This window comes from Pseudomonas edaphica, from assembly GCF_965277385.1.
Classification (GTDB): domain Bacteria; phylum Pseudomonadota; class Gammaproteobacteria; order Pseudomonadales; family Pseudomonadaceae; genus Aquipseudomonas; species Aquipseudomonas edaphica.
In genome coordinates this window covers 3009132-3020359 of sequence record NZ_OZ255725.1, presented here as the reverse complement: position 1 = coordinate 3020359, position 11228 = coordinate 3009132, and the positions used below count along the sequence as shown (strand labels likewise).

9 protein-coding genes are annotated in these 11228 nt (G+C 52.5%); 6 read left to right on the top strand and 3 right to left on the bottom strand.

Features of this window, described 5'->3' with window-relative positions:
• Window positions 1-131: 131 nt before the first annotated feature.
• Both ACQY47_RS13695 and ACQY47_RS13690 read right to left on the bottom strand, forming a co-directional pair.
• On the bottom strand, window positions 132-1517 hold the full coding sequence (locus ACQY47_RS13695) for a M10 family metallopeptidase C-terminal domain-containing protein (RefSeq protein ID WP_428557261.1): 1386 nt from the start codon (window positions 1515-1517) through the stop codon (window positions 132-134).
• A 101-nt stretch (window positions 1518-1618) separates the two neighbouring features.
• A complete protein-coding gene (locus ACQY47_RS13690) occupies window positions 1619-3535 on the bottom strand; it encodes a M10 family metallopeptidase C-terminal domain-containing protein (RefSeq protein ID WP_428557260.1) in 1917 nt (638 codons plus the stop codon).
• A 516-nt stretch (window positions 3536-4051) separates the two neighbouring features.
• On the opposite strand from ACQY47_RS13690, the gene ACQY47_RS13685 reads away from it, so the two are divergent.
• The 6 genes from ACQY47_RS13685 (at window position 4052) to ACQY47_RS13660 (ending at window position 10461) form a co-directional block, all read left to right on the top strand.
• Window positions 4052-5674 (top strand): vWA domain-containing protein, encoded by a 1623-nt coding sequence (locus ACQY47_RS13685; protein WP_428557259.1) that lies wholly within the window; start codon window positions 4052-4054, stop codon window positions 5672-5674.
• A 151-nt stretch (window positions 5675-5825) separates the two neighbouring features.
• Window positions 5826-6398 carry an RNA polymerase sigma factor gene (locus ACQY47_RS13680; RefSeq protein ID WP_428557258.1) on the top strand — a complete coding sequence of 191 codons (573 nt, stop codon included), beginning with the start codon at window positions 5826-5828 and terminating at the stop codon, window positions 6396-6398.
• Complete coding sequence (locus ACQY47_RS13675) at window positions 6395-6982, top strand: hypothetical protein (protein WP_428557257.1); 588 nt, start codon at window positions 6395-6397, stop codon at window positions 6980-6982. Before ACQY47_RS13680 ends, ACQY47_RS13675 begins: the two co-directional genes overlap by 4 nt.
• A gap of 773 nt (window positions 6983-7755) precedes the next feature.
• Entirely contained in the window at window positions 7756-8538 is a 783-nt protein-coding gene (locus ACQY47_RS13670) for a hypothetical protein (protein ID WP_428557256.1), read from the top strand.
• Window positions 8538-9404, top strand: a complete 867-nt coding sequence (locus tag ACQY47_RS13665; RefSeq protein WP_177032316.1) for an ImmA/IrrE family metallo-endopeptidase — start codon at window positions 8538-8540, stop codon at window positions 9402-9404. Before ACQY47_RS13670 ends, ACQY47_RS13665 begins: the two co-directional genes overlap by 1 nt.
• Window positions 9397-10461 (top strand): beta family protein, encoded by a 1065-nt coding sequence (locus ACQY47_RS13660; protein WP_428557255.1) that lies wholly within the window; start codon window positions 9397-9399, stop codon window positions 10459-10461. The genes ACQY47_RS13665 and ACQY47_RS13660 overlap by 8 nt, the downstream gene beginning before the upstream one ends.
• Here the strand turns inward: ACQY47_RS13660 and ACQY47_RS13655 are convergent, their stop codons facing one another.
• Window positions 10462-11010, bottom strand: a complete 549-nt coding sequence (locus ACQY47_RS13655) for a sce7726 family protein (protein WP_177032320.1) — start codon at window positions 11008-11010, stop codon at window positions 10462-10464. It abuts the gene before it with no gap.
• Between the last annotated feature and the right edge of the window lie 218 nt (window positions 11011-11228).

Sequence of the window (11228 nt, the reverse complement as noted above, 5' to 3'; positions counted from 1 at the left end):
CCTACACAGGGTTAAGCCAATGCCCAGTCCTGGGCTGAATTTTCGCCCTGCATCAGAAAAAACGGCCACCGCGAATGACCGTTTTTCACACGTGTTCAGGGACGACTTTGAACCCTGGTGCGACAGTGCGTTTATCCGAATATAGGCCGTGAGGTCATCAGCCCACTGATATCCTGGGGCCTTATCAACCGCGTGCTTTTCAGCAGGAAGTCCGTCTGGCCGTTTCCTGTCAGGTCAATGGCGACAAAGTACCGATTACTGTAGGCGTTGAACCTCACCAGCGTGTCGCCCGCGCGGCCGGAGTAGGTGTGGACCAGTCGCAGCTGAGTGCGGGTGCTCTGGCTCAGCCCGGTAAGGTCGATCCTGTCTCGGCCGCTGACAAAATCGGTGATCAGGTCAGCACCCGCAGCGGTTGAATCGCTGGCCTTGTCGTAGACAAAAACATCCGCGCCGCCGCCGCCCCTCAACGTGTCTGCGCCGCCCCCGCCCTTGAGGCGGTTGTTGGCGTTGTTGCCAATCAACGTATCGTCATGGCTGCCGCCAATGGCATTTTCCACGGTCACGCCCTTGGCGATGGAAACGTTGCCTTTCATACCGCCCACATCAGAGAAAGCTTCGGCGTTCAAGTTGATGGTTTGTTTCTGATTGAAACCGGAACAGTCCAACGTATCGTTGCCACCGCCATCCCATATGCAAAAAACCGGCGCGTCCCGCGAGGACTTCAGGCTGAAATAATCACGCTCGGTATTGGAGTTGAAACCGTAAACGGTATCGCCGCGACGGGTCTGGTAGTTGGCGCCGTAAGCGGCCTGTATAGCTGCAATGTCATGCATCAGGGGCGCCACCGAGTAATGGGTCCACTGTGCGTTTTTTGAGAAGTTCTGACCACTTCTGATCTCGGGGTTGTAGCTCATCACGCTATAGGCTTGAGTGTCCTCCAAGTAGTCGCGCGTGGCGGGTTGCTGGGTATAGTCACCGGTATGGTCAAGGCCCAGGGTATGCCCAATTTCGTGAGCCATGACATGTTGGTCGTAACGGTCGGTCCTGGGTTGTGCATGCCCTGAGTCCAGCCATGCCTCGCCTCCTTTTTTGAAGCTCTTGGGAAACGGCAGGGTCGCATAGGATTCCTCGTTACCCTCGTAAAGACCCAGGGTCAGTCGCCCCTCGGTACTCGCGCCTTTATGTGAGAACTTTATACGGGTCACATCCGCCCAGGCTTGCATCGACATAAGCGCCCGTTTCTTTTGTTGTTCATTTAACTCACGGGCACCCTTGGGTACATGACTGACCCTGTGTGGCTCATCCGGCGTGAAGAACTCGTAGGCAATATCAATGACGCCGTCGCGGGTATGGTCTTGCCATTTCAATCCCATTTCCCGGCTGGTGCGCAGCAGGTGCCTGGCGGCGCGGTCGGTGGTGTAGGACGCCAATGGCTGGTCCTTTACAGCACCCGGTTGTTGATGGGCAGGCTCAAATAATGCAAGCGCCGTATAAGGCTTGTTATCAACAGAGAGCATCTACTTGAATCCTTTTAATAGGCGAGCGGAGGTGTGAACGTTAACGCTCATGGGAACACGCGATGGTGTCAGGGGTTGATAGGGTTAAACCTTCGAGGTGACTACCTGCGAGAAAATACCCTGGCTTGGCTTTGGAAGTTTGCAGTCAAACCCATAATGTCCTCGGGTTTTATTAGTTGAGTGCTTTTGACCAGAAAGTCGGTCTGGCGATTACCCGTAAAGTCCACGCCCACAAAGTATCGACCACTGCGTGAATTTAACTTAACAACGGTATCGCCAATGCGGCCTGTATAGGTATCGACAAGCCGCAGCGGTGTGCCGGTATTCTTGGCCAAGGCAGTGAGATTGATCTTGTCTTTGCCACTGACAAAGTCCTCAATCAAGTCGGCATTCTGATAGGACGAGTTACTGACCTTTTCGTAAGTGTGTGTCATTGAACGGTGGGAGGGGCGGGTGGGTGTGAGTGTGGATCGAGTAGTGGGGGTCTCAGGCTGTTGATGATGGGCTGTGGTGTTTGCGGAGGCGACAATATCGTCTGCTTTGACTTGCCCATAAGTGCGGATCAGCAGGTCGGCTTTGCCGTCGCCCGTCAGGTCAATCGCCACGCTGCCCTTGCCGCTTTGTTGATCGTAGGTGAGCACGGTCTGACCGGCCTTGCCTGTCATCTCACTGACGAAGGCCAGGGCGTCGACATTGGCGTGCTTCATGGCCACGGACACATTAATTTTGTCGGTGCCGCTGACAAAATCCATAATCGTATCGGGGTTGTCGGGCGTGGAGTCACTGGCACTGTTGTAGTCAAATGTATCCGCGCCGCCGCCTCCGCGCAGCCGGTCTCCACCCGCGCCACCGGTGAGCCGGTTATCGAAATCGTTGCCGATCAGCGCGTCGTCGCCTGAGCCGCCGATGGCGTTTTCCATGACGACACCCCGGGCAATCGACACGTTGCCCCTGAGCCCGCCGACATCGGAGTACGAGCCAGCCTTGAGATTAATGGTCTGGTTGGAACGGTAGCCGGAAACGTCCAGGGTATCGTTGCCACCGCCGTCCCATATGCAGAACACGGCAGTGTCCCGGTTGGAATTGAGGGTGTAGTAGTCGCGCTGGCTATTGGAGTTGAACCCGTAGGTGGTGTTGTCCTGACGGATCTGGCGGTTGACGCCATAGAGCGCCTGGATGGCGGAAATATCATCCATCATGGCTGACGCTGGTTGGGCGCCGCCATGGCTTTTGCCGCTCAGTGCCGCCCCGAAATAGCTCATGACGCTATGAGCCTGGGAATCCTGTACGTGACTCCTTCGGTTCTCGTCATAGCCGCCATTGTAGTTGCCGGTATGCGACAACCCCAGGGCGTGACCCGTTTCATGAATCAAGTCGTGGCGCGTGACCCTGGTGGGGTTATACAGGGTGTTGCCTCCTTGGTAATGGTTGCTTGGGTAATAGCCTACGGCGGTGCCGACGGCGTTCGATATGCCAAATGACATTTTGCCCTCTGTGCGTGGCCCATTCTCTTCAAAGGAGAGATTGGACACATCGCTCCATGACTGCATGGCACGTCGTGCCATTTCTCTCTGGCGACCATCGAATTGCCAGGCGGCGCTGTTGAACGAGTAGGAAACAGAGACCTTGCCGTCGGCATTGTTGTCATGCCACTTAAGGTTTCCCCGAGTGAGATTGTTGGTTGCCTGGCGCTCATCGAAAGAGCGCACATTGAGGTTAGCCGCGTAGGGGTCGTTGGCGCGCAGAGTTGGATCTTTGCCGTCCCAGTAGCGTTTGGTGGCGGTGTCGAATGTCGTCGGGTTGGTTGTTGTGGTTGGATTAAATGGCCGCCGTGTGGGTGGCTGAATAGAGGGCTGTACGAACTTACGCACGAAGGGGTGTTTGAGAAATGGCTGCACGAAAGGTCTGAAGACCGGGTGGTTGAGATAGGGTTGGGCAAAAGGCTGAATAAGCGGGCGCAGAAAATGTTGGCTGTAGTTGGGTTGCTGGAAAACAGACGGGCGCAAGTCGATTCTCATAAGAGTAATCCATGTTCTTGTTGTTGGCCTATTCCTTGTGTAGGGAAGTGCATGTCCGTGTGCTGGAAATACCTTCGCACCCTATAAGTTAATTTCCAATAGAGTATTTATTTCTAGTGTGTGTCAACAGGCCGGTATGACATGGTTTGCAACGGCTGTTATGTTTATCCGGTTTTTAAATTTCGTGTCAAAGAGTCGGGTTCCCCAAGCATTACGCGTCTTGTTGAAAGCTGATATGTCGTTTGTGTTTAACGTGTTTTTTTTGGAAATATAGAATTGCTTACAGTGTGAGTATTTTCGTTAAGAGCATTCTGGAGTTTCTCGGTAATCGTAAGTTGTTTCGGGCTCGGCATCGTTGAGTGACCTACAGGGCTCGATGCTTCCAGCTGACGCCCGATGGCTTGGTACTCTGTAGGGCAAGCGTGTTGTATGCGTAAATTCCGAGATTTAACCCGAACCCGAAGTGCTTTGCGTCTGAGCCTATGAACGGATTATTTACTGTTGAGGTTCTGCGCCATGTCACATGCTCGTTTAGTGCTCCGTCCCCTTGTCTGCAGCGTTGCGGTTGCCGTACTGGCTTCGCTGGCCGGCTGTGGGCTTTCATCGTCCAGAGAGGTGGCCAAGCCTCCCGCGCCCGCCGAGCCTCAGGCTGAGGGTGCCTTGAGCAAGCAGGCAGCGATGCCTGTGCTGATGGCCGCGCCAATGGCCATGCACGAAGCCGTGGCCTTGGCCTATCGGGCCGAGCCTCACGAACGCTACCAGAACCTGCCCGACAACCCGGTCTACAGCGTTGCACAAACCCCGGTCTCGACCTTCAGCGCCGACGTCGACACCGGCAGTTACGCCAATGTGAGACGTTTCCTCAACCAAGGGCGGCTGCCACCTGACGGCGCCGTTCGACTGGAGGAACTGCTCAATTATTTCCCCTATGACTACGCGCTGCCCACTGATGGCTCGCCCTTTGGCGTGACCACCGAAGTCGCCGCCACACCGTGGAACCCGCACACGCGATTGCTGCGCATCGGCATCAAAGCGTCCGACCGCGCGGTGGCAGACCTTGCGCCAGCCAACCTGGTGTTTCTGGTGGATGTGTCGGGCTCCATGGACCGCCGTGAAGGCTTGCCGCTGGTGAAAAGCACGCTGAAATTGCTGGTGGACCAGTTGCGTGATCAAGACCGTGTGTCGCTGGTGGTCTACGCCGGTGAGTCGCGTGTGGTGCTTGAACCCACCAGCGGGCGCGACAAAACCAGGATCCGCAACGCCATCGACCAACTCACCGCCGGCGGCTCAACGGCAGGCGCCTCCGGCATCGAGCTGGCTTACCAGATGGCCCGTGCCGGCTTTATAGAGAAGGGCATCAACCGCATCCTGCTGGCCACCGACGGTGACTTCAATGTGGGCGTCAGCGACTTCGACAGCCTCAAGCAGATGGCCGTCGACCAGCGCAAAAGCGGCGTGTCCTTGACCACCCTGGGTTTCGGTGTGGATAACTACAACGAGCACCTGATGGAGCAGCTTGCCGACGCCGGCGACGGCAACTACGCCTACATCGACAACCTGCGCGAAGCCCGCAAAGTGCTGGTAGACCAGCTCAGCTCGACCCTGGCGGTGGTGGCGCGGGATGTAAAGTTGCAGGTGGAATTCAACCCCGCCCAGGTCAGCGAATACCGCTTGTTGGGTTATGAAAACCGCGCACTCAAACGTGAGGATTTCAACAACGACAAGGTCGACGCCGGTGAAATTGGCGCCGGGCACACCGTGACCGCGCTGTACGAAATTGTGCCCAAGGGCGAGAAGGGCTGGTTGGAGCCGTTGCGTTACGCCGCCGCGCCTGCGGCCGAAAACACCTCCGCTGAGCTGGCCATGCTGCGCGTACGCTACAAACCGGCGGCGGGCGGTGCCAGCCAACTGATTGAACGGCCCATCCGCAACGAAACCACCCAGGCCAGCGAAGACTTGCGCTTCGCGGCAGCGGTGGCCGCCTTCGCCCAACAGCTCAAGGGCGATGGCCGCTACACTGGCAGCATGAGCTTAAAAGACACCGCCGCACTGGCCCGCTCGGCTCGCGGCGATGACCCGTTCGGGTTGCGCAACGAGTTCGTGCAACTGGTGGAAGTGGCGCAGAGCCTCAAACACTGATCCCGAACATGGCAACAACCAACTGTGGGAGCTGGCTTGCCTGCGATGGCAGCAACTCGGTGTACAGGATGTACCGAGTCGCCTGCATCGCAGGCAAGCCAGCTCCCACGGTAAATTTGCATCGATCCATCAAAAGGAGTTCGCCAACGACATGGCCGTTCCAGATGACTCACTCAGCGACGAATCGCTGCTGGCCCGCTACCGAACCGGCGACGCTGCCGCGTTCGAGGTGTTGTACGCGCGGCACCGCCAGGGCCTTTACCGGTTCCTGGTGTCACTGAGCAACAAGGCCGAACTGGCCGAAGAGGTGTACCAGGAAACCTGGCTCAGCCTGATCCGCAGCGCCACCCAGCCACAGGGCCGGGCGAGTTTTCGTACATGGCTGTTCCAGATTGCCCGCAACCGCCTGATCGACCACTGGCGCAAGCACGGCATCCACAACCCCTTACATGACAGCTACGACGAACAGCTGCACGCCCAGGCCGACGACAGCGCCGGCCCTGAGCAGCAACTGAGCCTGAGCCGCGACCAGGCGCGCCTCGACGCCGCTTTGCAAGACCTGCCCGAAGACCAGCGCGAAGTCTTCCTGCTACGCCTGCACGGCGACCTCGAAGTGCCGCAAATCGCCGCCCTCACCGGCGCCCCGCTGGAAACCGTAAAAAGCCGCCTGCGTTACGCCCAGCAGAAACTGCGCCGCCTGCTGGCCGAGGAGATACTCGTATGAACCACTCCCCACACACACCTGACGACGAGCTGATCCAGCATTTTCGTCAACACAGCACCGGCGAACCGCCTGCGTCCCTCGACGCCTTCATCCTCGCCACCGCCCGCCGCGAAGCCCCGGCGCCGCAACCCAGCCTGTGGCAACGCTGGCTGCAAGCCTGCCGCCAACCGCGCTGGCAAATGGCATTCGCCACCGTCGCCGGTGTAGCACTGATGATCGGCGTAGTGATGCGCGTGCCCGAGTCGCAACCGGAGATATCCCCCGCGACATTTTCCGCGGCGCCAGCCCCACAGATGTATGCCGCACCTGCGCCCGCACCCATGGCGCGGATGGCGGTCGCGCCGAGGGTAGAGTCTGCACCGGTTCAGGCTGAAATCACCGGTGCGATGGCGGATGCACCCGTGGCGAAACTGAGCAAACGCGCGCCGGTCGTTGTGCCTTCGTTGGAGGAAGGGTTGCAGGAGATTGTGAACCTGCGCATGGCGGGGCAAGCCAAAGCGGCGGATGAAAAGCTGTTGACGCTGCATGAGCGCTTCCCCGAGGAAGACTTGCCGGCGCGGTTGGAGGCGTTGCAGAAGCGATAGATGCCTGCAAAGAAACCCCGCCACCGACTACTCGGTGGTGGGTTTTTTAATGGAATCTTGAAAACAACTTGGCCAAAAATGTGGGAGCGGGCTTGCTCGCGAAAGCGGTGTATCAGTCATATATGTATTGGCTGACACTCCGTCTTTGCGAGCAAGCCCGCTCCGACATTTTGAGCATCGTTTGTCTGGAAAGGCGCTGGGGGGAATGGGAGAGATTTATTTACACCGCAGGTCGATTATTTGGATAGTGCGGAGACTTGAAGCCCAATACATACAAAAAATCGGCTACAAAAAAGCCCCGGGTCTTTCGACCTATAGCTTTTTCGTCTGTATCTGGAGTCCCGGCGGGATTCGAACCCACGACCCCTGCCTTCGGAGTCCTAAAAGTCGACGTTTAGAATCAATGCGTTAGCGGGGATTAGCTGGGAAATCAATGAGTTGTGTTAGCTGGGGTTAGTGGGCTGTCGCTACAATTAGCCAAGGGATTGTGGCTAATTTGTGGCGTCTATTCAAAATCTTCGACTCATCGCATCAGCTTCCATCTACCTCGTATGAGGGAGAGTATTGCGGTGGGCGGACATTGCCAACAATGCGGCTGACCGTATTCATTTGCCCAGTCTTAAATTCGTTGAGACTCATCAACCGCATCGTCCGGTAGCGAAAGCAAAGGGCAGATAATAAAATTTCTCAATAAAATCAGATATATAGCGTTTGGTAGAATTAATTGTTTTTATGGTGATTCCAGTCTTGGCGTATGGGCGGAGATATGCTGGATGCGCTATAATCACCCGCGCAGAATAGCTGGCTGGCTAGGTAGCTCAAGCTTTAGTAATATTCTCATCGCGTGTCTTATACCATTTTTAATATATGGTTTTGATGATTTCGCTATGCAATTAAATGGAATTAATATAGGCAATGAGATGTCGGCAAAAACTATTCTTTGCAATCACACAGGCACGCAGGTCGAGTACGAAATCACATCGGGGTTTCAACTGGGAGCAATTATCAAAATGCAGGCCGACTGGCAGGCAGAAAAATCAATGGTTCTCAAAGAGATCATAGCCAAATATGGCGTTCAGTTGGATGATGAAGATTTTGCTCAGGAAGCGCTATTACGCTATAACTTGGCGGACTTGAACTGGGATTGGACTGCAAAAGCTTTTCATTGCAAGTCTGATGACTATATTTGGTTTTTATTTATGGCCGAGGGTCATGTTCAGGGTGCCTGTATTGTATACCATCCTAAGCAAAGTCGATTTGACGGAGATAATATTTTCTATATTGATTATATCGCCGCGTCGTATAGTAATAGAGATCGTCCTGACTACACCCGAAGGTTTTCAGGGGTGGGGAGCCGTTTGATTTCTTTTGTCTCGAAATTTGCCCTAGAAACGCTAAGTTATAGGCATGGATTTTGTCTCCATTCGCTTCCTACCGCCGAGCTTTATTATCGAGGTTTAGGTATGACGGAGTTTCCAGCTGACCCAGACAAAGAGAACCTAGTGTACTTTGAAGCCTGCCCCGCCACTGCTGCAAAAATAGCGGGGGCGGCATAATGTCCGATGACAAAGAAATGACTCAGGGCCAAGATTTTTCGGTATTGCACGGCCTTAGTAGATCTGCATCAAGTGTGTTCAAGGTTTTCTCAGAGCTTAAGAGTCGGTGTAAACCCTCTGTGCTCAAGGGGCGGACCCTCCCAAATGAAAGTTTTGATGATTTCCTCTTACGAGTCGCAGTTTCATCTACGTCAGGCAGTAGTACCCTCTATAGAAAGGCGGAAACCGCAAATGACGCACTAGCATTAGTGTGGTTAGCACTTGTAAAAGATCGGGCGACCAGTCTGTGCTTGAATCGAGACATGGCATTTTCGTCTGCCTTTACCGAGAAAGATCTGCGGGATGTTACTCGACTCAGCCAGGATCCAAGCACGATAACAACGCTACCCGAGCTATTGGCTGAGCGCTACGGCATAATATTAGTAATGGAGAAATATTTACCAGCTATGAAGCTTGATGGGTGTGTTTTCAAGCTAATAAATGGTGTGCCAGTAATAGGGATAAGTGCTAGATATAACAGATATGATAATTTTTGGTTTACGTTGAGTCACGAGTTAGCACATATTGTTCTACATTATGAAAGTTTAGATTCTCCTATTGTTGATGATTTTGATCAGGCGTCAGACAGTGACGTTGAAGTTGAAGCAAATCGTTTGGCCACGGATTCGCTTATTCCGCGTAATGTTCTTAGAAAAATAATGCTTAACCAGGGAAGTTTGAAGAGAGTCGTAGAGCTGAGCAATGAGGCTGAATGTCACCCAGCAATCGCTGCTGGTATGATTCGGCATAGGACGGGGCAGTGGACCCTGTACTCTGAGCTTGTAAATTTCATGGACGTGAGAAGCGAGCTAGGATTAAATGATTAAGTACTCCCCGTTTTTGAAGCTAAAGCTAAATGAGGCGAAAGCGTTAGAAGAGCTTCCTAGTCATATAGCTGGGCAGATTCGCCCTTTATTTGATATACCTCGAACAACAAAAATACAGTCAGAGGCAGGCATCATAAAGCGAATTGATATGGGGTTAAAATGCTTAAAAAATTTATACGAAGAAAAACATGCTATTGAATTTTATATAGATAACCATGATATCGATGATGACGTGCACTTGAGTGGGATGCATCAGTATGAATACATTCTGTCAAGGTTTTTTGATTTTAACCCTATCCCGGTTTTAGCTCTTGATCGAAACGCAAATCATAACACTGCGGCATTTTCATATTTAGCAAAAAAGGGTGGGAAAGTTGCTATCCGCCTTCAAAGAGAGGACATTGAAAGCTACAAGCTAACCAAGTCAGACATTGTAAGTCTATATGGTGAGATCGCTAAATATAACGTTACTGAGGTGCATCTGCTTTTGGATCTGCGTGTGATATCTGACGTAAATAGCGATTTTGCAATTGTTAATAGCTTTTTAGATGGATTTACTAAGGATTTCAGTTGCGGGAATCTTATAGTTTCTGGATCAATAATCCCGTCAAACATAGCAGGGCTTATAGGAACGAGTAAACAGTTGCATGTGCCCCGGAATGAAAAGCTCGTCTGGAATAGGGTGGTGTCGAAGTTTCCAGTGCAGTTCGGTGATTATGGAGTGGTTAGTCCCGACTATTCGGATGCCGATTTAGATCCTAAGTTGCTTCGGTTAGTGTCTACTCCGAAAGTTTTTTATCCTTACGCAGATAGTTTTTTTATCCTGCGTGGTAGTTCGTTACACACTAATCCTAAAGGGAATAACCAATTTTTTGATATAGCCGATATGATAGTGCCAGAGTCTTTCTACCGTACTATGACTTACTCGTACGGGGATAAGTATATTCATGATCGGAGTTATTTGTCGGCCAAAAAGCCTGTTAAAGCGGGGTCGCAAGGCTCTTGGATAAAAGGAATGCTTTGCGCTCACATTACGTATATCGTCAAAACGATATAGCTATCTGGATAAGATGGCGTCTCTTACTAAATCTAGAGTGAGGTCTTTCCTTAATAATGGACTTATAATTGATGCCAGTTCTTGTCTGGTATGTGACGTTTTTACTTTAAGGTTTGTTGAGTTCTTGGCGATTTTTACTAATTCGTCCTTCCAGAGAGTCATGAGTGCCATCTCTTTGTCAAACTGAGGATTAAGCTTCGCTCCTCGCTGGTACTTAAGTATCACGTCTGTTCCATGCTCACTAGCAAGAATTATTCCCCAATACGGCGGAAGATTATTTTCTGCCCACTTTAGATGGTTTTTAGTTATTACCGCTGTTAATTTTGGGAATACTAAGTTGTAGAATCCAGACTGTCTAGTTAAGCGGCTTACGTTGTCGGTTTCGCCTTTAATCTCATAGCAGTGCATTTCTTTATAAAAAGCTACAACGTCAGCTATCGCGTTTCCATTCTGAATGCGTAACTCCTCAAGAATTTTCGATGCCGCAGGCCGTCGTTTTAACAGATGTTGCTTCAAAGCGAAGCGAATATGTTTGTCTTTTAAGCTCATAATAAAAATTCTAGCTGAAGTATCACCATCGTTAAACGCCTCGTCGAAACACAAAGCGGCTCTGCATCCGCCACCACTATACGTCACTGAGCACCTGTTCTCTAAAGCGGATGCTAGGTGCGTAGACCTCACGCCTCGGCGGTCGAGTACTTTCTCAATATCTCTGGCTTCGAGTCGCTGGGCTTTGCATGCGCTGGGCAGTGCCTGAGTCCGGATCA

Coding starts and splice junctions, on each gene's coding strand:
- ACQY47_RS13695 (WP_428557261.1), bottom strand. CDS start 1,517: ATGCTCTCTGTTGATAACAAGCCTTATACGGCGCTTGCATTATTTGAG.
- ACQY47_RS13690 (WP_428557260.1), bottom strand. CDS start 3,535: ATGAGAATCGACTTGCGCCCGTCTGTTTTCCAGCAACCCAACTACAGC.
- ACQY47_RS13685 (WP_428557259.1), top strand. CDS start 4,052: ATGTCACATGCTCGTTTAGTGCTCCGTCCCCTTGTCTGCAGCGTTGCG.
- ACQY47_RS13680 (WP_428557258.1), top strand. CDS start 5,826: ATGGCCGTTCCAGATGACTCACTCAGCGACGAATCGCTGCTGGCCCGC.
- ACQY47_RS13675 (WP_428557257.1), top strand. CDS start 6,395: ATGAACCACTCCCCACACACACCTGACGACGAGCTGATCCAGCATTTT.
- ACQY47_RS13670 (WP_428557256.1), top strand. CDS start 7,756: ATGCGCTATAATCACCCGCGCAGAATAGCTGGCTGGCTAGGTAGCTCA.
- ACQY47_RS13665 (WP_177032316.1), top strand. CDS start 8,538: ATGTCCGATGACAAAGAAATGACTCAGGGCCAAGATTTTTCGGTATTG.
- ACQY47_RS13660 (WP_428557255.1), top strand. CDS start 9,397: ATGATTAAGTACTCCCCGTTTTTGAAGCTAAAGCTAAATGAGGCGAAA.
- ACQY47_RS13655 (WP_177032320.1), bottom strand. CDS start 11,010: ATGAGCTTAAAAGACAAACATATTCGCTTCGCTTTGAAGCAACATCTG.